This is a genomic window from Rhodosalinus sediminis, from assembly GCF_003385555.1.
GTDB classification, from domain to species: Bacteria; Pseudomonadota; Alphaproteobacteria; order Rhodobacterales; family Rhodobacteraceae; genus Rhodosalinus; species Rhodosalinus sediminis.
Genome location: NZ_QOHR01000002.1, coordinates 13,286 through 33,720, shown reverse-complemented (window position 1 = coordinate 33,720; position 20,435 = coordinate 13,286). Strand labels below are relative to the sequence as shown.

At 73.4% G+C, this 20,435-nt stretch carries 23 protein-coding genes; 6 read left to right on the top strand and 17 right to left on the bottom strand.

The genetic code is table 11. The features are described 5' to 3' along the window. Nucleotides 1-104: 104 nt before the first annotated feature. Complete coding sequence (locus DRV84_RS02035) at nucleotides 105-641, top strand: hypothetical protein (RefSeq protein ID WP_115978117.1); 537 nt, start codon at nucleotides 105-107, stop codon at nucleotides 639-641. Here the strand turns inward: DRV84_RS02035 and DRV84_RS02030 are convergent. The 17 genes from DRV84_RS02030 to DRV84_RS01955 form a co-directional block, all read right to left on the bottom strand. After that, nucleotides 638-844: a hypothetical protein gene (locus DRV84_RS02030; protein ID WP_115978114.1), complete on the bottom strand. Its 207-nt coding sequence runs from the start codon at nucleotides 842-844 to the stop codon at nucleotides 638-640. The two genes, DRV84_RS02035 and DRV84_RS02030, sit on opposite strands and share 4 nt — an antisense overlap. Continuing rightward, nucleotides 841-2,004, bottom strand: coding sequence for an EscU/YscU/HrcU family type III secretion system export apparatus switch protein (locus tag DRV84_RS02025; RefSeq protein WP_115978111.1), 1,164 nt, complete (start codon nucleotides 2,002-2,004; stop codon nucleotides 841-843). Before DRV84_RS02025 ends, DRV84_RS02030 begins: the two co-directional genes overlap by 4 nt. Then, on the bottom strand, nucleotides 1,997-2,815 hold the full coding sequence (gene fliR / locus DRV84_RS02020) for a flagellar biosynthetic protein FliR (protein ID WP_239994961.1): 819 nt from the start codon (nucleotides 2,813-2,815) through the stop codon (nucleotides 1,997-1,999). The genes DRV84_RS02025 and fliR overlap by 8 nt, the downstream gene beginning before the upstream one ends. Beyond that, nucleotides 2,815-3,081 carry a flagellar biosynthesis protein FliQ gene (fliQ, locus tag DRV84_RS02015; protein WP_115978109.1) on the bottom strand — a complete coding sequence of 89 codons (267 nt, stop codon included), beginning with the start codon at nucleotides 3,079-3,081 and terminating at the stop codon, nucleotides 2,815-2,817. Before fliQ ends, fliR begins: the two co-directional genes overlap by 1 nt. Next, nucleotides 3,078-3,830: a flagellar type III secretion system pore protein FliP gene (gene fliP / locus DRV84_RS02010; protein ID WP_275668715.1), complete on the bottom strand. Its 753-nt coding sequence runs from the start codon at nucleotides 3,828-3,830 to the stop codon at nucleotides 3,078-3,080. Before fliP ends, fliQ begins: the two co-directional genes overlap by 4 nt. Then, entirely contained in the window at nucleotides 3,827-4,108 is a 282-nt protein-coding gene (locus tag DRV84_RS15750) for a flagellar assembly protein FliO (protein WP_192881384.1), read from the bottom strand. The genes fliP and DRV84_RS15750 overlap by 4 nt, the downstream gene beginning before the upstream one ends. Before the next feature lie 55 nt (nucleotides 4,109-4,163). Then, a complete protein-coding gene (fliN, locus tag DRV84_RS02005) occupies nucleotides 4,164-4,421 on the bottom strand; it encodes a flagellar motor switch protein FliN (RefSeq protein ID WP_420541633.1) in 258 nt (85 codons plus the stop codon). Between the two features lie 41 nt (nucleotides 4,422-4,462). Further along, a complete protein-coding gene (gene fliM / locus DRV84_RS02000) occupies nucleotides 4,463-5,458 on the bottom strand; it encodes a flagellar motor switch protein FliM (protein WP_115978101.1) in 996 nt (331 codons plus the stop codon). 9 nt (nucleotides 5,459-5,467) lie between these two features. After that, entirely contained in the window at nucleotides 5,468-5,986 is a 519-nt protein-coding gene (locus DRV84_RS01995; RefSeq protein ID WP_115978098.1) for a flagellar basal body-associated FliL family protein, read from the bottom strand. Nucleotides 5,987-5,998: 12 nt separating this feature from the next. Next, complete coding sequence (locus DRV84_RS15535) at nucleotides 5,999-6,499, bottom strand: flagellar hook-length control protein FliK (protein WP_158547723.1); 501 nt, start codon at nucleotides 6,497-6,499, stop codon at nucleotides 5,999-6,001. Nucleotides 6,500-7,765: 1,266 nt separating this feature from the next. Further along, the gene (locus DRV84_RS01985; RefSeq protein WP_115978093.1) at nucleotides 7,766-8,200 is read right to left on the bottom strand and encodes a hypothetical protein; all 435 of its coding nucleotides are present in this window, start codon (nucleotides 8,198-8,200) and stop codon (nucleotides 7,766-7,768) included. Beyond that, nucleotides 8,197-9,528, bottom strand: a complete 1,332-nt coding sequence (locus DRV84_RS01980) for a FliI/YscN family ATPase (protein WP_115978091.1) — start codon at nucleotides 9,526-9,528, stop codon at nucleotides 8,197-8,199. Before DRV84_RS01980 ends, DRV84_RS01985 begins: the two co-directional genes overlap by 4 nt. Continuing rightward, a complete protein-coding gene (locus tag DRV84_RS01975) occupies nucleotides 9,525-10,283 on the bottom strand; it encodes a FliH/SctL family protein (RefSeq protein ID WP_115978088.1) in 759 nt (252 codons plus the stop codon). Before DRV84_RS01975 ends, DRV84_RS01980 begins: the two co-directional genes overlap by 4 nt. Next, on the bottom strand, nucleotides 10,280-11,335 hold the full coding sequence (gene fliG / locus DRV84_RS01970) for a flagellar motor switch protein FliG (protein WP_115978085.1): 1,056 nt from the start codon (nucleotides 11,333-11,335) through the stop codon (nucleotides 10,280-10,282). The genes DRV84_RS01975 and fliG overlap by 4 nt, the downstream gene beginning before the upstream one ends. Beyond that, on the bottom strand, nucleotides 11,335-13,086 hold the full coding sequence (gene fliF / locus DRV84_RS01965) for a flagellar basal-body MS-ring/collar protein FliF (protein WP_115978083.1): 1,752 nt from the start codon (nucleotides 13,084-13,086) through the stop codon (nucleotides 11,335-11,337). The genes fliG and fliF overlap by 1 nt, the downstream gene beginning before the upstream one ends. Nucleotides 13,087-13,132: 46 nt before the next feature. Then, on the bottom strand, nucleotides 13,133-13,456 hold the full coding sequence (fliE, locus tag DRV84_RS01960; RefSeq protein WP_115978080.1) for a flagellar hook-basal body complex protein FliE: 324 nt from the start codon (nucleotides 13,454-13,456) through the stop codon (nucleotides 13,133-13,135). Between the two features lie 11 nt (nucleotides 13,457-13,467). Beyond that, the gene (locus tag DRV84_RS01955; RefSeq protein ID WP_192881383.1) at nucleotides 13,468-14,646 is read right to left on the bottom strand and encodes a sigma 54-interacting transcriptional regulator; all 1,179 of its coding nucleotides are present in this window, start codon (nucleotides 14,644-14,646) and stop codon (nucleotides 13,468-13,470) included. Between the two features lie 323 nt (nucleotides 14,647-14,969). On the opposite strand from DRV84_RS01955, the gene DRV84_RS01950 reads away from it, so the two are divergent. The 5 genes from DRV84_RS01950 (at nucleotide 14,970) to DRV84_RS01930 (ending at nucleotide 20,430) form a co-directional block, all read left to right on the top strand. Continuing rightward, nucleotides 14,970-15,281, top strand: a complete 312-nt coding sequence (locus DRV84_RS01950) for a hypothetical protein (RefSeq protein ID WP_115978077.1) — start codon at nucleotides 14,970-14,972, stop codon at nucleotides 15,279-15,281. A 106-nt stretch (nucleotides 15,282-15,387) separates the two neighbouring features. Further along, nucleotides 15,388-16,605, top strand: a complete 1,218-nt coding sequence (locus DRV84_RS01945) for a chemotaxis protein CheA (protein ID WP_115978075.1) — start codon at nucleotides 15,388-15,390, stop codon at nucleotides 16,603-16,605. Beyond that, nucleotides 16,602-17,411 (top strand): CheR family methyltransferase, encoded by an 810-nt coding sequence (locus tag DRV84_RS01940; RefSeq protein ID WP_115978074.1) that lies wholly within the window; start codon nucleotides 16,602-16,604, stop codon nucleotides 17,409-17,411. Before DRV84_RS01945 ends, DRV84_RS01940 begins: the two co-directional genes overlap by 4 nt. Before the next feature lie 41 nt (nucleotides 17,412-17,452). After that, a complete protein-coding gene (locus DRV84_RS01935) occupies nucleotides 17,453-18,076 on the top strand; it encodes a chemotaxis protein CheW (RefSeq protein ID WP_115978073.1) in 624 nt (207 codons plus the stop codon). A gap of 29 nt (nucleotides 18,077-18,105) precedes the next feature. Further along, complete coding sequence (locus DRV84_RS01930) at nucleotides 18,106-20,430, top strand: methyl-accepting chemotaxis protein (protein WP_115978072.1); 2,325 nt, start codon at nucleotides 18,106-18,108, stop codon at nucleotides 20,428-20,430. Nucleotides 20,431-20,435 lie beyond the last annotated feature (5 nt).

Genomic DNA, 20,435 nt, shown 5'->3' with positions numbered 1-20,435 from the left:
CGTGCCAGACGGCGCGCGCTGCGAACTCGGGCCCCTGGCCCTAAGCGGCGGCGCGCATGTGCCGTTCTCTTTCGGGACGGGCACGACACCACCGGAGGCGCGGGATGGGCAGCGAAACGATCGAGGATCAGGAAACACGCGCGGCCGCGCCGTTCGCGCGGCTCGAGGTGGCCGAGAGCGTCTTCGAGATCGCCGAGGCCGACGCGGAGGGCGGGCTGGCCTTTCGTCCGGCGGGGTGCGACGCCGCCTGGGAACGGCTCGACGCCGGGCGCGAGGCCGGCTGGCGCGCGATCGGGGCCGAGATCCTCGAACGCACGCGCGACGCGCTCCTCGATTTCGTCCGGATGCACCTGATCCGCCTCGAGGGCGCACCGGAGGGCGACGGCCCCTTCGAATACGACCTGTTCGGCTTCCGCTGGGGCTATCGCGACGTCTCGGCCGCCGGGATCGAGCTGCGCCTGCCCGGCCGCGACTGGGCGCCCGCGAACCTCGAGGAGGCCGAGCCGCCCCTCGCGGGCCGCGAGCGGGCGATCGACGCGCTCCTGCGCGCGCATCCGGAGGTCGCGCTCATCTTCGCGGAGGAGGTGCACGCCTGGGCGGTGCGGCTCGCCGCGGGGGCGCGGGTGCGCCCGGCGCTCTAACGATCGTCGCGCGCACGCGTCCGCCGGGCGATGGCCGGGCCGAGCGCCGCGCCGAAACAGGCCGCGGCGCTCAGGGCCAGCACGACGGAGGCCGCCGGCCCGTGCGCGCCGCCGCTCGCCGCCGCCCCGAAGACGGCGCCCGCGCCGGCGAAGGTCACGGCCGAGATCACCCGCCCCGCGCCGCGGCGTTCATTGCGTGTCATGGCTTTTCTCCTTCCAGCGGATATCCGTGTTCGTCGAAGCGCATCGAGGCGGGCACCTCGATCTCGGGAAGCTCCGAGGCGAGGCCGTGCTCGAGGCGCTGCACATGGGCCTCGATCACCGCGACGGCGGCGTAGAGATCCTCGGGGATGGGCGCGCCGATCTCGGCGGTGAAATAGAGCGCGCGGGCGAGCAGCGGCACGCGCATCACCGGCACCTGCGCGCGCCCGCCGATCTCGACGATGCGGTGGGCGAGCGCGCCGTCGCCCAAGGCGACGACCACGGGCGCCTCGGTCTCGCCGGGCACGTAGCGCATCGCCACGGCGAAATGCGCCGGGTTGGTCACGATGCTGGTGGCCGCCGGCAAGTCGTCGAGCGCGCGGCGCCGCTCCGCGCCCTTGCGCGAGGCGTCCATCTGCCGGCGGCGGACCTCTCCCTTGACCTCGGGCGAGCCCTCGGTCTGCTTGCGCTCGTCCTTCACCTCCTGCCGGGTCATCCGCAACTGCTTGAAATGGCTGTGGATCTGCCAGGCGAGATCGACCGCCGCAATCGCCAAGAGCCCGACGCAGAGCGCGCCGAGGACCCGCACGGTGACACCCCCGAAGACGTCCATCGCCTCGGCGGAGGTGGCGAAGATCAGCGCGTCGAGGCGCGGCAGCGCCGGGACGAGCACCACGAGCGCCGCGCCGATAAGCAGCGCGACCTTGAGCACCGCTTTCGTCAGCTCGACCAGCGCCTTCATCGAGACCATGCGCTTCAACCCCTTGAGCGGGTCGAGCTTGGAGGGCTTGGGCTGCAGCGCCTTGGCCGCGAAGGTGAGGCCGCCGCCCATCGCCGCCTGCGCGAGCAGCGTCAGCGCCGTGAGCGGCACGCCGACGAGAAGCCCGATCCAGAGGCAGAGCTCCAGCGCCGCCCGCCCGCGCGCGGCGATCTGCGCGTCGAGCCGCTCGGGCCCGGCGAAGCGCAGGTACCCGCCCCAGCCCGACGAAACCTCCGGCAGGTAGCTCAGCCCGGCGCCGAGCATCAGCGTCGCCGCCGCCATGCCGACGAAGACGAAGACCTCCTTCGAGGAGAGGACCTGTCCCTCCTCGCGCGCCTTCTCGAGCCGGCGCGGGGTCGGTTCCTCGGTCTTTTCCTGTCCGTCCTCGTTTTCCTCAGCCATCGGCGAGGCCCTGCAAACCGTCCGAGAGCCGCATCAGCGCCGCCTCGGCGAGCGCCGAGAGCGCGACGCCCATCGTCGGCGCCCCCCACCAGAGGAGCGCGACGCCGGCGAGGATCGTCATCGGGAAGCCCACCGAGAAGATGTTGAGCTGCGGCGCCGAGCGCGTGACCACGCCGACGACCATGTTCACGAGCAAAAGCACGGTCACCGCCGGCATCATCAGCTGCGCGCCCGCGACGAACATCAGCCCCACCGCCTCGAGCCCGTGCGCCGCCCCGCGGGCGAGGTCGGCCGGCTGGCCCGGCGGCAGCACCGCGTAGCTTTCCAGCACGAGGCGGATCGCCGTCAGGTGACCGTCCTGCGAGACGAAGACCGCGAGCAGGAAGAGGCTGAACATCTGGCTGACGACGGGCATCGTCAGCCCGTTCGCCGGGTCCACCTGCGAGGCGAAGCCGAGGCCGGCGGTATTGGCGATGCGGTCGCCGGCGAGCGTCGCGGCGCCGAAGACGACCGTCAGAAGAAGCCCCGCGATCGCGCCGATGGCGATCTCCGTCAGCGCGGCCGGCACCAGCGCGAGGCTGCGGAAGGCGTCCGGCCCGGGCGGATCGTAGAGCGAGAGCGCGGGCAGCGTGAGCGCGGCGGCGGCCACGATGCGCACGGGCAGCGGGATGAAGCGTGCGCCGAAGAGCGGCGAGGCGATCAGGAAGGCGCCGATGCGCAGCATCGAGAACAGGAACTGAAAGGCCCAGGTCATCGCCGCCGCGAGCTCCAGCGCGGGCAGGCCCGCCATGGCGTCCGCGCCCGTCAGCATCAGCGGATCGTCGCGATCGTCTCGAAGATGATCGCGACGTAGTCGGTCATCACCTTCATCATGAAGCCCGAGGCGAGCCCCATGGTCAGCAGCACCACCGCGAGCTTCGGCACGAAGCTCAGCGTCGCCTCGTTCACCGAGGTCGCCGCCTGCAGCACGCCCACCAGAAGGCTGACCGCGAGCGCCACGCCCAGCACCGGCCCCGCGGTCAGCAGGATGTTCCAGTAGGCGAGGCGGAGATGCTCGATGTTGGCGTCGTAGGTCACGGCATCACCCCCGTTCCGAAGCCGCTCGCCAGCGAGCCCATGGTCAGCGCCCAGCCGTCCACCAGCACGAACAGCAGCAGCTTGAAGGGCAGGGAAACGAGCATCGGCGAGAGCATCATCATGCCGAGCGCCATCAGGATCGAGGCGATCACCATGTCGATCACGAGGAACGGCAGGAAGATCAGGAAACCGATCTGGAAGGCCGTCTTGAGCTCGGAGGTGATGAAGGCGGGGAGAAGCACGGAGAGCGGCACCTCTTCGCGGCTCTCGAAGCCGTCGACGCCCGCGAGATCGGCGAAGAGCAGAAGGTCGTTCCGGCGCGTGTTCTCGATCATGAAGGCCGAGATCGGGGCGCGCGCCCGCTCCAGCGCCTCGCGCGCGCCGATGCGCTCCTCGAGGTAGGGGGTCAGCGCCGTGTCGTTCATCTCCGAGAGCACGGGCTGCATCACGAAGAAACTCAGGAAGAGCGTGATCGCGATCAGCACCTGATTGGGCGGCGTCTGCTGCGTGCCGAGCGCCTGGCGCAGGATCGACAGCACGATGATGATCCGGGTGAAGGCGCTCATGCCGAGGACGAGCGACGGCAGGATCGTGAGCGCCGTCATCAGGAAGAGCACCTGGAGCGACAGCGAGTAGCGCGTGCCGCCCGCGCCCTCGTCGAGCGTGAGCACCGGCATGCCCTGCGCCTCTGCCGTCGCGGCGCCGAGGGCGAGCGCGGCGGCGGCGAGCGGAAGCAGGCGCCGGATCATGACGCGCCCTCCGGTCCCTCGGGCGCGGCGGGCAGCGGGGCGATCGCGGGCGTGCCCCGGCGCGGGCAAACGACGAGGTGCTCGCGCCCGTCCACGGCGAGCAGTACCGCCCGCGTGTCCCCGGCGAGGGCCGTCACCTCCTCGACGCGCATGCGCCGGGACGTGGCGAGGCGCTCGGCGAGGTGGTGGCGGTTGCGCTGCACCAGCAGCCAGACGAGCCCGAGCGCCGCGAGGAACCCCGCCGCGGTGAGCCATTGTTCGAGACCGACGCCCTGCATCCGTTCCCCCTTGCGTGACAGGGCGAAGGAAGCATGAATCGTGCCAAACCGTGCCTCAGTCCTCCGGCGTGCGCTCGGCCGGGTCGACCACCTGCGAGAAGCGGATGCCGAAGCGTTCGCCGGCCACCACGACCTCGCCCCGGGCGATCATCGTGCCGTTGGCGAAGATGTCGAGCGGGTCGCCGGCCAGCCGGTCGAGCTCCACCACCGAGCCCTCCTTGAGGTCGAGCACCTCGCGGATGGTGAGCTCGGTGCGCCCGACCTCGACCGACAGCCGGAGCTTGATGTCGTCGAGTTGCGCGAGCTGCGCCATCGCGCCGCCGCCCGCGGTCTCCAGGGACTCGTTCTGTTCGCTCATGCCGTCTCCTTTCGCTGCGCGTGATCCGAAAGCGCCCGTGTCACGCGCACGGCCGCCTGCGCCGATGCGCGGCCGATCTCCACCTCGCAGAGCGGCTTTCCGTCCACGTAGAGGCGCGGCCGCGGCGCGATCGGCACCGGCTCCGCCCGTCCCGCGCGTGCGGCGCGCAGGGTGTGCAGCGCCACCTCGGCGTCGCCGAGCCGCGCGGTCATCCGCAGCGGCACCGACAGCACCGCCTGTTCCAGCCGCGCCCGCCACGCCGCGTCCGAGCGGACCTGCTCGGACTGGGTGCGCGCGCGCAACTGCGCGAGGACGGGTTTCAGCGTCTCCAGCGGGTAGAGCAGGTCGAACTCGGCCGAGGCCGTCTCGGGCAGCTGAACCATGAACGAGCAGATGACGACCACCTCCGAGCTTCCGACGAAGCTCGCGAACTGGAGGTTGTCCTCCTGCGACTGCTGCTCGAAGCGCACCGGCAGCGTCTCGCTCCAGGCCTCCGCGAGGGCCGCGTTCAGCCCGTCGCAGACGGTCTGGATCACGCGCCGCTCGGCGAGCGTGAATTCGTCGCGCGGGCGCGCGGCCTGCGCGAGGCGTCCGCCGAAGAACGTCTGCGTGAGCAGCGAGACGAAGGCCGGCGTCATCACCGTCAGCGTCGAGCCGCGCAGCTCCACCGCCTCGCTCGTGGTGAGCGAGACGAAGTTCTCCAGCTGGTCGGCGTAGTCGTCGAAGCGCTTGATCGCCGGCGGAAAGGCCGAGATCCGCGGCTGCACCTGCAGCATCGGAAAAAAGGTGCCGCGCGCGAGGCGGCAGAAGCGCTCGTTGATCGCGCGCAGGCCGTGCAGATCGCCCAGCACCGACAGGTCGTCCTGCCCCAGCTTGTAGGGCCGCACGACCGCGCCGGAGCGCGTCTTCTCCTCGGCCGCGCCGTCCGCCTTCTCGAGCCCGCTGAAGAGTTCGGCGACCTGCCGGGCGTTCAGTTTCTGCTTGCCCTTCATGACGCGGGCCTACTGGACGAGGAAACTGGTGAAATAGACGCTCTCGAGGCCCGACACGCCCGACAGCTCCTGAAGGCGCGAATCGAGCCGGTCGCGCAGCGCGGCGGCGAGGCGGGCGCGGCCCTCCGCGCCCTCGACGGTCTCGACCGCGAAGCCGCTCATCACGGCGAGCATGTCCGAGCGCAGCGCCATGCGGTGGGTCTCGATCGCGTCGATCACCTCCTGTCCGGCGCGGGTCGAGACGCCGACGCCGATCTGCACCATGTGCCGTGAGCCGGACAGGTTGCTCAGGAGCTTCTCCTCGAACTCGAAGTAGATCGGCTCGGCGTCGGCCGCGTCGGGTCCCGCCGCGAGGGCCTTCTCCTCGAGCAGGCGCAGCGCCTCCTCGGTCGGGCTCAGCCGCGAGCCGCTCATGACGTGGCCGGCGGCGAAGCCCGCGCCGGCGAGGGCCGCGCCGATCAGCAGAAGCAGGGCGATCCTGAGCCGCGAGGTCTTGCGCGGCGGTTCGGGGTCGGTGGTGTCGGCCATGTCGCTCTTCCGTTATGCGGTCAGATCGATGCCGCCGCGGCGTGGCGCCTCGGGGCCATGCGAGGGGGCGCTTTCGTGGTCGGCGACGCTCTCAGGCTCCCGGGCCTCCGCCTCCGGTCCGGGCGTGCCCTGTCGGGCGTATCCGTTCTGTCCGGTCTGGCGTTCGCCGCCGGTCTGCGGCGCGCTCTCCGAGTGATGCTGCGCGAGCTCGAGGCCGGCCCGTCCGAACGCGTCGGCGAGGCGCGGCTGCGCCTCGGCGAAGAGGCGCGCGGCCTCCGGCGTCTCCGTGAGAATGCGCACCGCGACGTTGCCGTCGCCGAGCTCCAAGCGGATCTGCACCCGGCCGAGGCGTTCCGGCCGCAGCACAAGGTCATGCTCCTGCGCGCCCCCCTCCCGGGCGAGGCGGACCTCCTGCACGACGCGGGACGCCCAGCCGGGCGCTTCGGTGTCGATCGCTCCCGCCGCGCCAGTCAGTGTCGCCGCGCCGCCGCCCGTCACGCCGGTTGCCGTCACGCCAGGGGTCGGCGACGCGCCCGGCGCCGCCGGGGCCTCCGCGGGCTGGGCGCGGGGCGCGCCGGTGTCCGGCGGGAGGCGTAGTGTATCCGGTCGCGGACCCTCGGCGGCGCGCGCCACCGGCGTGACGGTCGCTGCCGCGGCATCCGGGCCGGCGGGGCGCGGGCCCGCCGCCGCCGTGGTCCCTCCGGCGCCGGGCTGCAGGCGTGCTGCCGGCGCCTCAATCCCGGGGGGTGGGGCCCCCGCGCGTCCCTCGGGCGACTTAGCGTCCATGCGCCCACCCCCCGCGCCAGCGGCCGGGGGCAGGGGGGGCCGCGCATCGGCTGTGCCCGGCGGCGGGGCCTGCGTCGGTGGCGCTGCCCGCTGCGTCACCCCGGACGTGTCAGTGCGGCCAGCCGGGGGGGCGTCCCCGTCCGGACGGCCGGGCGCCGTGCGGGGAGCCGCGATCTCTGCCTGCGCCGGGCTCTCGGGGCTGGTGGGGCGTGCCGGCGGCGCGGGGGAGCGGCTGGCGGCGTTGCCGCCCTCGGCCGCATGCCGCCTCTGCTGCGCGGCGTCTGTCGCGTGGGCTGGCGCGGCATCGGCTCCGGCCCCGGCCTTCGCGACCGCCCAGGGGGCGGGGTGCGGGCTCTGGCCATCCGCCCGGCCGGGCGCTGCCGTCGCGCCCGCCCGCTGGCCCGCGTCGGGCTTGGGTCCGGGAGATTGCGGTGCGGCCGCGGTTGCGGGACGCGAGGCCCCGTCTGCGGCACCGGGCCGCCCGACGCGGTCCTCCGCCCGGGGCGTGCCCGCGCGATCGAGGGGCGCCGAGGCCGCGTCGTCGGCGGATCGCGGGGCGGCACGGGTCGCTCCGGCGGTCTCGGTGGCCCGCGTACCGTGGGCGGCCTGCTGTATGGGTGTGACGCGGGGTTCGGGCTCTGCCGCCGGGGCCGGCGTCTGCGCGGCGGCCGCCGCGCCCGGCGGCGCCGCGTCGGGGCGATCGGCGCGGTCTGGCGCCGGGCCGCCACCCTCCGCCGGGGCGGGCGGCCTGTCGCGGCCGGCTTCTCCCGGCGCGTCGGGGGCCGTCGTCGTGTCACGCTCCCGCGTGTCCGGCGCGGGCCGACTTGGCGCGTCAGCGACCTGCGAGAGATGGGCGTCGAAGCTCGCGCCCCGGCTCGCGCCCGGATCGTTCCGGGGCGCGGGCCGCTGCGGCGCCGCGCCGCTCAATCGCGTCATCTCCACACTGGTCACGGCAGCTCCTGTCGCATCGCCTGCGTCCCGTCATGCGCCAGATCACTCGCAAGAGTCGTGCCAACCGCGCCGCGGCGGCGGGGGGCTCTTGCGCTCGGCACGCGCCTCGGCCTCGGCCCGGGCCGCGCGCTCGGCGGCTTCACGGCGCTCGCTCAGGGCTTTGACCTGCGCATGGGCCTGCCCGAGGTCCGCGCGCGCATCGGCGACCCGCGCCGCCGTCGCCTCCGCCTCGCGGGCAGAGCGCACTCGATACTCCGAGAGCGCCTTGCCGACATCGTGCAGCGCCCTGAGGTCGGCGGCGCCCTGCACGCCCGCCCGCGTCGCGGCGGTCTCGGCGAGAAGCGCGTGCATGCGCGCCTGCCGCGCCTCTGCCGCGGCCTGTGCCGCCTCGGCCTCGCGCAGGGCGGCGGCGCAGCGCGCGCGGCGCCCCTGCTCGCGCCGCTCGAGGAGGGCGAGGAGGCGGGCGCTCCGGCTCACCCCGGCTCCTCCGCCATCAGCCGGGTCAGCGCCGCGACGCTCTCCTCGAAGCGCGCGGGCTGCGTCATGTCCTGCGTCAGGAAGGCGCGGATCTCGGGCCAGAGGCGCACGGCGGCGTCGAGCTCGGCGTCCTGCCCGGGCGTGTGGCCGCCCATGAGCAGCAGATCGCGGTTCTCCATGTAGACCGCGACGCGCCGGCGCAGCCGCTGCGCGGCGGCGCGGTGGGCGTCGTCGACGAGGTCGTTCATCACGCGGCTGACCGAGGCGGGCAGGTCGATCGCCGGGAAGTGGCCCGTCTGCGCGAGCGCGCGCGAGAGCACGAGGTGCCCGTCGAGGATCGCGCGGGCGGTATCGACCACGGGATCGTCCGGGTCGTCGCCATCGGCGAGGATCGTGAAGAAGGCGGTGACCGAGCCCTCGCCCGGACCGCCCGGACCGGCGCGTTCGATCAGCGCCGGGATCGCCGACAGCGCGGAGGCCGGATACCCCTTGGCGGTGGGCGGCTCCCCGAGCGCGAGGCCGACCTCGCGCCGCGCGTGCGCCACGCGCGTGAGCGAGTCGAGGATCAGCAGCACGTGCCGGCCCCGGGCGCGGAACGACTCCGCGATGGCGCAGGCCCGGTCCGCGGCGCGCAGCCGCTGCAGCGGCGAGCGGTCGGCGGGCGTGGCGACGACGGTGCAGCGCCCGGCGGTCCCGTTGCGCATGATCGCGCGGGTGAAGGCGCCGACCTCGCGCGCGCGCTCCCCGATCAGGCCGACGACGACGACGTCGGCATCGGTGTTGTGCGCCATCATCTCGATGAGCACCGATTTTCCCACGCCCGACCCGGCGATGATACCGAGGCGCTGGCCGCGGCCGACGGTGAGCGCCGCGTTGATCGCGCGCACGCCCACGTCGAGCGGGCGGTCGACCGGGTGCTGGCCCAGCGGGTTGCGCGGCCGGCCCTTCATCGGCCAGAGGCCGGCGGTCGCGACCGGCGCTTGGCCGTCTAGGGGGCGCCCGTCGGCGTCGACGACCCGGCCGAGCAGCGCGTCGCCGACCGCGGCCTCCACCCCCTGCGAGACGACGCGCACCGGCGCGCCCGGCCGGATCGCGGCGCCCGGCTCTTCGAGGAGGAGGTGGTTGGCGCCGCGCGCGAAGCGCATGACCGCGGCGCGCGCGGGGCTGTCGCCGTCGACGTCGATCTCGCACACGGCGCCCGGGCTGACGGGAAAGCCGGAGGTCTCGGCGACGAGGCCGTCGTATTGCGCGACCCGGCCCTCGGCGCGCGGCGCCGGCGGCGCGAGGGCGGCGAGCGTGCGCCCGAGATCGTCGAGAACCGCGTTCATGGCTCGCGCGCCAGGTCGAGGCGATCGTCGAGCGCGACGCCGGGCGCCTCGAGCGCCACGTCGCCGCGGGCGAGCGCCGGGTCCGGCTCGAACCGGGCGCGCGCCGCCTCCGGCGCGTCCTCCAGACAGGCCAGGACCGCCGCGTGATCCTCGGGGTTGAGCCGGAGCGTGAGCCGGCCGGCGGCGTCGGACATCTGCGCGGCGAGCGCGTCGATGCGGGCGAGGAAGGCGTTGGGCATCTCCTCGATCCGGCTGCCGGCGCGGGCGCTCGCGATCCGCAGGACGGCGTCGACCATCTCCTCGCGCAGGCCCTGCAGCACCGCCGGCTCCGGCCGCTCGAGGCGCTCCAGCGCGGTCGTCAGGACGGCGCGCAGCTCGGCGAGTTCCGCCTCGGCCTCGGCGCGGCCCTCGGCGTGCCCGGCGGCGCGGCCCTCCGCGAAGGCCTCCGCGCGGGCCTCCTCGCGGCCCTCGGCGCGGCCCTCGTCCCGCGCCCGCTCCAGATCGGCCGCGGTGATCGCCGGCTCGGGGCCGGCGGGCGCTTCGGAGGTCTCGGGCGGCGGCGGGGCGTGCCCGGGGTCGGGCGCGGCCTCGGGCTCCGGCGGCGGCGGGGCGTCCTGCGGGACGAAGGCGGCCGCCCGCGCGCCGGTCGGGGCGGCGCCCGCGCCCTCCGCGTCGAAGCCGGCCGCGCGCCGGTGGCGGAGCCGCTCGATGATCTCGTCGTGGCTGAGCGCCCGCGGGGTGTCGGAGGCGGTCATACGAGCTCGTCCCCGCCGCGGCCGGCGAGCACGATCCTGCCCTCGTCGGCGAGCTTCCGGGCGCGCGCGGTGATCTCGCGCTGCGCGGTCTGCACCTCGCTGAGGCGGACGGGGCCCATGGCCTCCATGTCCTCGCGGACGCCGGCGGCCGCGCGGGCGGAGACGCAGGACAGGAGCCGCTCGACCACCGCCTCGTCCGCGCCCTTCAGCGCGAGGACCAGCCGTTCGTCGGGCACCTCGCGCAGGAGGGTCTGCAGCGCGCGGTCGTCCGATTTCACGAGGTTCTCGAAGACGAACATGTTCTCCTCGATCTCGCGGACGAGATCCCGGTCGTCCTTGCGGATGCTGCGCAGGATGCGCTGTTCGTCGTCCTGCTTGGCGTAGTTGATGATCCGGGCGGCCGACTTGATGCCGCCGATCTGCGAGGCGCGCAGCGTGGTGTTGGCCTTGAGCTTGGTGTGCAGGACGCGCTCGAGCTCCTCCAGCGCGGCGGGCTGGATGTCGCGCAGCTCGGAGATGCGCCTGACGATGTCGGACTGCTGATCCTCCGGCAGGCCGTTGAGCACCTTCGCGGCGAGGTCGGGCTCCAGCGCGGCGATCACGAGGGCGACGATCTGGGGGTGCTCGTCCTCGATCAGGCGGACGACCGTGGCCGGGTCCATCCAGTCGAGAAGCTCGATCGGGCGCTGCGCGTCCTGCGCGGTGATGCGGCTGAGGACCGACTGCGCCCGATCCGCGCCGAGCGCCTTGGTGACCACGTTGTGGGTGTAGGCATCGGTGCCGATGCCCACGTCGGTCTGCTGACGGATGTGGTCGAGGAACTCGTCGAGCACCTTCTCGACGGTGTCGTGATCCACGCCGGAGAGATCGACCATCGCGGCGCCGAGCTCCTGCACCTCGCGCGGCGGCAGCAGGCGCAGCAGCGCCGCCGCCTCGTCCTCGCCGAAGAGCACCATCAGGATCGCCACCTTCTGCGGCCCCGTCAGGCGCTCGAAGGGCAGGCTTCCGGGGCGCTGGACGGCCGCCGAGCTCCAGGTCCGCGACGCGTCCATCAGCGCACCATGTCCCGGTCGGAGGCGATCATCGTGCGGAAGGCCGCGGCGATGCGGTCGCTGTCGGAGGTCGCGAGTTCGCGGGCGAGGGCGACCTTCTCCTCGTAGCTGATCGCGCCGTCGAAATCGTCGCGGTCGAGCGGCTGGCCGACGCGGCGGCGCACCTCGCCGAGCGACTCGCCGGCGGCCACCTCGACCGCGCCGCGCGTGCCGCCCGGGGCGCCGGCGAGCGCCGGGCTGGAGAGCGATTCCGACGGCGCCGGGGGCAGGAGCCGCGACAGGAGCGGCCGCACGATGCCCAGCACGACGACCGCGAGCGCGGCGAGTTGCCCGAGCCCCCGGGCGAGGGCCGCGGCCCAGTCGGTGCGATACCAGGGCACCGCCGCCGTGTCGGCCGGAAGGGCGGTTCGGAACGCCTGCGTGGTCACGGTGACCCGGTCGCCCCGCTCCGCGTCGTAGCCGACCGCGGTCTCGACGAGGCTGCGGACCTCTTCGAGCGTTTCGGGGGCGAAGCCGCCCTCGGCGCCGGGCCCGCCCTGCGGCGGGTTGAGAACGACGGCCGCGTTGACCGCCCGGATCGTGCCGATCTGCGGCTGGATCGTCTCGACCTCGCGGCCGATCTCGTAGTTGCGCGTGTAGCCCTCCGACCTGCGCGTCGTGCGCGGGGGGGCGGCGCCCGGCGCCTCGCCGGCGTCGCCCTCCGCCTGGTCGCCGTTCCCGCCCTCGGCGTCGTCGCCGGCCTGCTCGAGATCGGGCGCCGGTGGCGGGGTGTTGGCGATCGCGCCGGGGATGCCGCCGGCGCGGGGTTCGTCGCTGCGTTCGACGGAGCGCTCTTCGCTGCGCAGAACGGCGCTGTCGGGATCGAAGGCCTCCCGCCGGATTTCGGAGCGCGTGAAATCCATGTCGAGCGTGACCGACACGGCGGCGTTGTCGTGCCCGACGATCGGCGTCAGCAACTCGCGGATGCGGTTGCGGTAGACCTCCTCGAGCGTCATGACGTGCCGGGTCTGCCGGTCGGTGCGCAGCGCCGCGGCGTCGCCGCCCGGCGTCGAGAGCAGGCGCCCCGTCTGATCGACGACCGAGACCTGCTGCGGCGTCATCCCGGTGACCGAGCCGCTCACCAGGTTGGCGACGGCCTGCACCTGCGCCTCGCCGAGCGCGTGTCCCGGCGCGATGTCGACGAAGACCGACCCGCGCGGTGGTTCCTGATCGCGGATGAAGGCGGTGCGCTCGGGCAGCGCGAGATGCACCCGCGCGCGGCGCACCGCCCGGATCTCCTCGATGGAGCGGGCGAGGCTGCGCTCCTTGACCTCCCGCAGGCGGGCGTTCTCGACCGAGCGGCTGGCGCCCATCGGCATGTCGGCGAGCGCGCCGTCCTGCGCGGGCGCCGCGCCCCCGGCGAGGCCGTCGGCGGCGAGCGCCATGCGCGCCCGGTGGTAGGCGTCCGCCGGCACCATGAGCGCGCCCGTCGCGGGATCGAGGGTCGCCCGGATGCCCGCGGTCCCGAGCAGGTCCAGCGCGCGGCTCTTCTGCGCCTCGGGCAGGTTCGGGGCCAGCGCCCGCTCCGCCGGCTGCGAGGCCAGCAGGTAGAGCCCGATCCCGGCGGCCGCGGCGAATACAAGCGCCACGGTCGGCAGCGCGCGGCGCAGCGCAGGCTGGCGCCCGAGCGCGCGCAGTTGCGCCAGCAGCCCGCCGCCGCGCGCCGCCATCGCGCCGGCCCCGCGCCGCGCGGGCGTCGAAGTGTCGGTCATCGGCACCGCCCCGATCGTTGCTCCGTCCGGTCCGACGCGTGGCGCGTCAGACCGGCATGTTCATGATGTCCTTGTAGGCCTTGAGCGCCTTGTTGCGGACTTCCATCGTCAGCTGGAAGTTGAGCGAGGCGACCTGCTTGTCGATCATCACCGCCGCGATGTCGTCGGTGCGCCCGAGCTCGTAATCGGTCGCCGCCGCGCTTCCCTTGCGCTGCGCAGCGGCGACATGCTCGATCGCCTGCCCGAGCCGGTCGGCGAAGCTCACCTCCGCCGCGCCCTCCTGCGGGCGGGGGGCACGCTCCGCGGCGGACGGCGCGCGCAGCGCGTCGAGCGAGAGGGCGGCGCCCGTCGTCGGGTCGGATACGGTCATTGCGCCCTCCCTCAGGCGGCCTGCAGCGCGGTCGCAGCGGCCGCCGCCGGCGCCGCGGGCGGGGCGAGGGGCATCGCGTCGCCGGGCAGCATGATGTCCTCCGCCGTGATGCGGTGACCGTCGCGCAGCACCAGCGCGCGCTGCACCACGTTCTCGAGTTCGCGGACGTTGCCCGGCCAGTCGTGCTCGAGCAGCCGCGCGATGGCGCGCGGGTCGAGCTCGGGCAGGCCCGCCGCGTCGCGGCAATGGCGCCGGATCAGCGCCGCGGCGAGCGCCGGCACGTCGTCGGGCCGCTCGGCGAGCGCGCGCGTGGCCAGCGGGAAGACGTTCAACCGGTAGTAGAGATCCTCCCGGAAGGTGCCGGCGCGGACGGCCTCGCGCATGTCGCGGTTGGAGGTGGCGATCACGCGGACGTCCACCGGCTGTTCCGTCTGCGCGCCGAGCGGCGTGACCCGGCGCTCCTGCAGGACGCGCAGGATCTTCGCCTGAAGCCCGAGCGGCATCTCCGAGACCTCGTCGAGCAGGAGCGTGCCGCCATGGGCCGCGCGGATCAGCCCCTTGCTCGCCGTCGCGGCGCCGGTGAAGGCGCCCTTCTCGTGGCCGAAGAGCGTGGCCTCGAGCATGTTCTCCGGGATCGCCGCGCAGTTGATCGCGACGAAGGGGCCGCCCGCGCGCGGGGAGACCTCGTGGACGAGGCGCGCGAGCACCTCCTTGCCCGTGCCGGTCGGCCCGGCGACGAAGACGGTCACCTCGCTCTCGCCCACGCGCCGCGCGAGATCGATGAGGCGCCCGGTCTCCGCGTCGGCGGCGACCATGCCGTGCGCCCCCTCGGCGATCAGGTCGGCGAGGGCCAGGAGCGCGGTGTCCTGCAGCGGATCCTCGGCGAGGCGGCGCCGCGCGAGCGTGGCGCGCACGAGCCGGCCGTTCAGCTCCGTGTCCACCTTGAGGGGCGCGGCCTGCGCGTCGTCCGTGGCGATCACCACGAGCCGGCGCGCGCCGATGCGCCGCGCCGTCTCGACGATCTGCGCGCGGCCCGCCGCGGCCTCCTGCGCGGCGGAGACCACGAGGCAGCGCGCCGCCGCGCCCTCGGCCGTCTCGGCGAGAGCGGCGGTCACGCGACGCCGGGCGAGAAGGTCCGCCAGCGCCGCCGCCGGCGCGAGGCTCTCGGTGAGGATCACTATGTCTTGCACGCTGTCGTCTCCCGCTTGTCGGTCGCACGACAGGAGAAGCAGGAAGCGTGCCAGCCCGTGCGCACGCCGGCGCAAGGCCGCGCCGATCCAGGCAGAGCCTTGGAAAGCCGGGGAAAATACCTCCGCCGCGCCGGATGTCCCGGACCGCGCCGCCCGCGCCCCGGCGCCCGCGCGGCGCGGCGGCGACGCTGCGCCGACGCATCCGGCGTCGGCAGGCCGTCGCGTCGCCCGGCGTCACGGCCGGGCCTAAACATCCGCGCCGCTCCCGCCGTTCAGAGGACCATGACCATGTGCGACATGACAAAGCGGAGCGGCAGGCAAGCATGCTTTCCAGGACATACCACCTGAAGTTTCCCGACCTCGACTCGGCCCAGGTCGCCGCCCCTTACCTTACCGACACGCTGGGCGAGGCGATCCCGGAGTGCGATCTGGCCGGGCTGACGGTGCTGATCGGCAAGGAAGGCGACATCTCCGTCAACATCTTCTTCCCGGGTCCCGACGAGCTGAAGACCTTCGAGAAGAAGTACGGCGATCTCGTGGAGAGCCTGAAAAAGACCTTTCTCTTCAAGTCCTCCGCCTTCGACGGGGTCTGCATTCTCAACTTCGACGCCAGCGCCGAGGAGAGCGCGGCCTGACCGGCCGCCGCGCGACGGACGGTGCGTTCACGACGGGCAGCAGCGGGAGCGATCATGTTGAAACGGGTCAACGCGCGACGGGACCGCGCCGCAGCGGGCGGCGGCCATGACTGAGGCCGCCCAGGTGTCCGGAGCGCGGCAGGGGTCGTCGACGCTGCGCGTGTCCTCCGAGAAGGTCGGGCGCGTCATGTCGCTCGTCTCGGAGCTCTCGCTCGCCATATCCGAAACGCTGCACGTCGCCGGCGCGGCGATCGAGCAGGTCGAAGGCGTCGAGACCGCGGTCAACCGGCTCAACAAGACCCTGCGCGACGTGCAGGACGCCTCGCTCGAATTGCGCCTCATCGAGGTGGGCGAGACGTTCCGCCGGCTGCGCCGCGTGGTGCGCGAGATCGAGCGTGGCGTGGGCAAGACGATCGACCTGCGCCTGACCGGGGAGGACACGGCGATCGACAAGGTGGTCGCCGATCGGCTCTACGAGCCGCTCGTGCACATCGTGCGCAACGCCGCCGACCACGGGCTGGAGCCGCCGGAGGAGCGCGCCGCGGCCGGCAAGCCCGAGACCGGGGTGATCGCGCTCGACGCGCGCCAGATCGGCAGCGACGTGCGCATCACGATCCGCGACGACGGGCGCGGGCTCGACCGCGCGAAGATCCTGGCGCGCGCGCGGGAGAATGGCCTGCTCGGCCCCGACGAAACGCCGCCGGACCCCGAGATCTGGAAGCTGATCTTCGCGCCGGGCTTTTCCACCGCCGAGGCGGTGACCGAGCTTTCGGGCCGCGGCGTCGGCATGGACGTGCTCAACAGCGTGATGCGCGAGCTGCGCGGGCGCATCACCGTCGACAGCGCGCCGGGGCAGGGGACCACGGTCACCCTGTCGATCCCGGTCAGCCTCGCCTTCCTCGACTGCATGATCATGCGCCAGGGCGCCCGCCTCTACGCGGTGCCGATCGACACCATCGCGGAGGTCTTCCGCGCCGGCGCCGGCGACTGCACGCGCATCTCCTCGGAGGGTGGTGTGGAAATGGTCAACGTGCGCGACGCCCTCGTGCCGGTCGTGCGGCTCGAGCGGCTGTTCCGCGAGGCGGAGCGCGCGCCGGCGGACGGGGCGCCGCCCGCGCCCCAGGTGATGGTCGTGCTCCAGAGCGAGGCGGGCCTCACCGGCGTGCCCATGGACGAGATCACCAGTCAGCAGCAGGTGGTGATGAAACCGCTCGACGGGGTGCTCGGGCAGGTGCGCGGGGTGCAGGGCTGCGCGCTTCTCGGCTCGGGCGAAGTGGCCATGATCCTCGACCCCGAGCGGCTGGGCGCGGAGGCCTCGGCATGACGGCGGCCTCCCGGGACCAGGCGCTCGTGGCGGTGCGCGACTGGTTGAACGCCACGAGCGGGATCTTCTACCCCGACCGGAAGTTCGACCTTTTCGGTCAGCGCATGGACCGCGTGCTGCGCAAATGCGGGCTGGCCGACTACGCCGAGCTCGCCCGGCGCCTCGCGGACGAGGACATCGCCGTGCAGCGCGCGGCGACCGACGCCGCCTCGACCAATCACACCAGCTTCTTCCGCGAGCCTCAGGTCCTCGACCGGTTCCGCGAGACGCTGCTGCCCGATCTCATGCGCCACGAGCGCATCCGGATCTGGAGCGCGGCCTGCTCGACGGGCGACGAGGCCTACACCCTCGGCATCATCGCCGCCGAGGCGATGGGGCTCGATGCGGCGCAGGCGCGGCTCGCCATCCTCGGCACCGACGTCTCCGGCCCGGTGGTGAAGCAGGCCGAGGCCGCGGTCTACGGCCAGAACCACCTTCAGACCGTGCCCGAGGCGCTTCTAGCCCGCTACTTCCAGCCGGTCGGGATGCAGCAGCATCGTCTCGCGGAGCCGCTGCGCCGCATCTGCACCTTCCGGCGCATGAATCTGAAGTCGGTGCCCTATCCGTTCCGCAACCGGTTCCACGCCGTCTTCTGCCGCAACATTCTCTACTACTTCGACCGCGAGACGCAGCGCTTCATCCTCGACGCGCTCCACGAGGTCGCCGAGCCCGGCGGCTGGCTCGTGACCAGCGTGACGGAGTCCGTGCGCGACCTCGGCACGCGCTGGGAGCCCGTCGCCACCGGCATCTACCGGAGGCCGGAATGACCGCGCCCCGCGACCCCAGCCAGGCAAAGGAGAGGACCCAGATGGCCCAGGCCCAGACCGTGGACGACGCCCCGCAGAGCGCCGCCGAGGCGCATGCGATCAGCGACATGTACCTGATCTTCCTCGTCGGAGAGGAGGAGTACGGCGTCGGCATCGACTACGTCACCGAGATCGTCGGCCTGCAGAAGATCATGTCGGTGCCCGACGTGCCCTCTTTCATCAAGGGGGTCATCAACCTGCGCGGCAACGTGATCCCGGTGATGGACGTGCGCCTGCGCTTCGGCCTGCCGGCGCGCGACTACGACACGCGCACCGTCATCATCGTGCTCGAGGTGGGCGAGGCGCCGATCGGCCTCGTCGTCGACGCGGTGCGCGACGTGCGCGAGATCGCGCCGGACTGCATCGACCCCGCGCCGAAGACGCGCCGCGCGACCGGCGGTCTGCCGGTGACGCGCGGCATCGGACGACCGCGCGGCGCCGGGCGCGACGACGACGCGCAGACCGAGCCCGTCACCGTCATCCTCGACGTCGAGAACCTGATGCGCAGCGACTCCGACACGCTGGAGCGCGCGGGCGGCGCTGCGCCCGCGGCCGACCCCGCCGCGGCCCCCTCGGGCGACGCCGCCGCCGAACCGCCCGCCGAGCCCGCGCCCGCGGGCCACTGATCAGACCGCCTTCCGAAGGAGACAGGACAATGGCGATGACGCTCTTCAAGAACATGAAGCTCAGGCACAAGCTGCCGGCCGCGATCGCCGCGATCGCCGTGACCGGCGCCGGGGCGATCGGCACCGTGAGCTACCTGCGGGCTGACGCCGCGCTCTTCGAGCAGGCCGAGGACAGTCTCCGCGGCACCGAGCGGGCGCTCGTCGGGCAACTCGACCGGATGGTGGAGACCGTCCGCGTGAACATCGACGCCGTCGGCGACAACCGCGCCACCGGGCTCGCGCTGACGCAGCTCTCCAACGGCCATCAGGTCTTTCAGAACGACGTGGAGGTGAACGCGCGCGAGCGGCTGCAGACGCTCTACGTCGCCGAGAACCCCAACCCGCCCGGCGCGCGCCACCGCCTGTCCGACGCGGGCGACGGCAGCTTCTACAGCGCGATGCACGCCGACTGGCACGGCTGGCTCGACGATTACCGTAAGGCCCGCGGTTACAGGAACCTCTTTCTCGTCAACGCGGACATGGAGGTGATCTACGCCGCCGAGAAGGAGGGCGAATTCGGCGCCACCCTTTCGTCCGGGCGCTTCGCGGACAGCGCGCTGACCCGCGTCGTGCGCGAGGCGATGGCGACCGCGGACGAGGAAAACGCCGTCGCCGTCAGCAGTTTCGATTTCTACGAGATGGCCGGCGACACGCCGGTGAGCTTCGTCGCCGACGACGTGCGCAACGACCAGGGCGAGGTGATCGGCGCGGTGGTCTTTCAGCTGACCCTGAACGGGGTGCAGGCGGTGCTCGACAACGTCCGCGGCCTCGGCGAGACCGGCGAGGCTTATCTCGTCGGCCCCGACGGCCGCGCCCGGTCGCAGCTCGGCCTCGTGGAGGACGGCGAAAGCACGGCCCTCACGCGCCGCATCGACACCGAGCCCGCCCGGCGCGCGCTCGCGGGCGAGCAGGGCGTCGTCGAGGCCGTCGATTATTCGGGCGCGACGACGCTCGCCGCTTACGGCCCGCTCGACTACTTCGGCGAGACCTGGGGCGTCGTCGCCAAGATGGACATGACGGAGGTCGCCGCGCCGATGCGGGCGCTGCGCAACTCGGCGCTGATCACCGTGCTGGTGATCGGCTCGCTCGCCGCCGGGCTCGGCGTCCTCCTCGCACGCACGATCGTCCGCCCGGTTCAGGCCATGCAGGACGGCCTCGCCCGGGTCCGGGACGACCGCGACCTGACCGTGCGCCTCGGCACCGACGCGAAGGACGAGATCGGCGCGGCGACGCGTTCGGTCGACGAAATCCTCGATTTCGTGCGCCAGTCGCTCGTCTCGATCCGTACCTCGGCGGGCGAGACCTCGGTCGTCTCGGATCAGCTGAGCGACGCGGCGCAATCGACGGCGTCCAACTCCGAGATACAGTCGTCGGCGGTGGAGGAGATCTCCTCCTCGCTCGAGGAGACCGACAGCCAGGTGAAGGCCAACGCCGACTCGGCGCGCCAGGCCGACGAGGTGGTCGCCAAGACCGCCGACGCCGCGCTGAAGGGCAAGGACGACATCGCCGAGATGAGCACCGCGATGAACGAGATCAACACGGCGTCGCAGGACATCGCGAAGATCATCAAGGTGATCGACGACATCGCCTTCCAGACCAACCTGCTCGCCCTGAACGCCGCCGTGGAGGCCGCGCGCGCCGGGCAGCACGGCCGCGGCTTCGCCGTCGTCGCGCAGGAGGTGCGCAATCTCGCCGCCCGCTCGGCCAAGGCCGCGAAGGAGACCTCCGAGCTCATCGACGGCACGACCAAGCGGGTCGACCGGGGCGTCGAGCTCGCCACCGTCGTGACCGAGTCCTTCGAGTCGGTCGCCGACGACGTGCAGCGCATCAAGACGCTGGTGACCGAGATTTCCTCGGCCAACGACGAACAGGCCCGCGGCGTGGCGCAGATCAACACGGCGATCGCGGAGGTCACCAAGACGGCGCAGGAGACGAGCCAGCAGTCCGAGGAACTCGCGGCGACGGCCGAGGAACTGTCGAAGACCACCGACCAGGTGCTCTCCGACATCCGCGCCTTCGAGCTCGGGGAAGCCTTCGACCTCGACGCGATGAAGCGGGAGGTGCGGCCCGCGGGCGAGCGCGCGACCCCGGCAGCGGAGGCGGGCGGTGCGGGCACGCGCCGCGCGGCGCCGGACGTGATCGCGCTCGACGAGCGCGCGAAGCCCGAGGCGTCGCGCGCGCAGGCCGGCAGCCGGTCCAACGGCCGCGCCAACGGTCACGGTAACGGGCACGCCAACGGGCACGCCAACGGGGCCGCGCGCCCGCAGGACCGTCTGCCGCTCGATCACGACGAGCGCGGTTACGGCGATTTCTGATCCAT

Coding starts and splice junctions, on each gene's coding strand:
- DRV84_RS02035 (WP_115978117.1), top strand. CDS start 105: ATGGGCAGCGAAACGATCGAGGATCAGGAAACACGCGCGGCCGCGCCG.
- DRV84_RS02030 (WP_115978114.1), bottom strand. CDS start 844: ATGACACGCAATGAACGCCGCGGCGCGGGGCGGGTGATCTCGGCCGTG.
- DRV84_RS02025 (WP_115978111.1), bottom strand. CDS start 2,004: ATGGCTGAGGAAAACGAGGACGGACAGGAAAAGACCGAGGAACCGACC.
- fliR (WP_239994961.1), bottom strand. CDS start 2,815: ATGCTGACGGGCGCGGACGCCATGGCGGGCCTGCCCGCGCTGGAGCTC.
- fliP (WP_275668715.1), bottom strand. CDS start 3,830: ATGATCCGGCGCCTGCTTCCGCTCGCCGCCGCCGCGCTCGCCCTCGGC.
- DRV84_RS15750 (WP_192881384.1), bottom strand. CDS start 4,108: ATGCAGGGCGTCGGTCTCGAACAATGGCTCACCGCGGCGGGGTTCCTC.
- fliN (WP_420541633.1), bottom strand. CDS start 4,421: ATGGCGCAGCTCGCGCAACTCGACGACATCAAGCTCCGGCTGTCGGTC.
- fliM (WP_115978101.1), bottom strand. CDS start 5,458: ATGAAGGGCAAGCAGAAACTGAACGCCCGGCAGGTCGCCGAACTCTTC.
- DRV84_RS01995 (WP_115978098.1), bottom strand. CDS start 5,986: ATGGCCGACACCACCGACCCCGAACCGCCGCGCAAGACCTCGCGGCTC.
- DRV84_RS01980 (WP_115978091.1), bottom strand. CDS start 9,528: ATGAACGCGGTTCTCGACGATCTCGGGCGCACGCTCGCCGCCCTCGCG.
- DRV84_RS01975 (WP_115978088.1), bottom strand. CDS start 10,283: ATGACCGCCTCCGACACCCCGCGGGCGCTCAGCCACGACGAGATCATC.
- fliG (WP_115978085.1), bottom strand. CDS start 11,335: ATGGACGCGTCGCGGACCTGGAGCTCGGCGGCCGTCCAGCGCCCCGGA.
- fliF (WP_115978083.1), bottom strand. CDS start 13,086: ATGACCGACACTTCGACGCCCGCGCGGCGCGGGGCCGGCGCGATGGCG.
- fliE (WP_115978080.1), bottom strand. CDS start 13,456: ATGACCGTATCCGACCCGACGACGGGCGCCGCCCTCTCGCTCGACGCG.
- DRV84_RS01950 (WP_115978077.1), top strand. CDS start 14,970: ATGCTTTCCAGGACATACCACCTGAAGTTTCCCGACCTCGACTCGGCC.
- DRV84_RS01945 (WP_115978075.1), top strand. CDS start 15,388: ATGACTGAGGCCGCCCAGGTGTCCGGAGCGCGGCAGGGGTCGTCGACG.
- DRV84_RS01940 (WP_115978074.1), top strand. CDS start 16,602: ATGACGGCGGCCTCCCGGGACCAGGCGCTCGTGGCGGTGCGCGACTGG.
- DRV84_RS01935 (WP_115978073.1), top strand. CDS start 17,453: ATGGCCCAGGCCCAGACCGTGGACGACGCCCCGCAGAGCGCCGCCGAG.
- DRV84_RS01930 (WP_115978072.1), top strand. CDS start 18,106: ATGGCGATGACGCTCTTCAAGAACATGAAGCTCAGGCACAAGCTGCCG.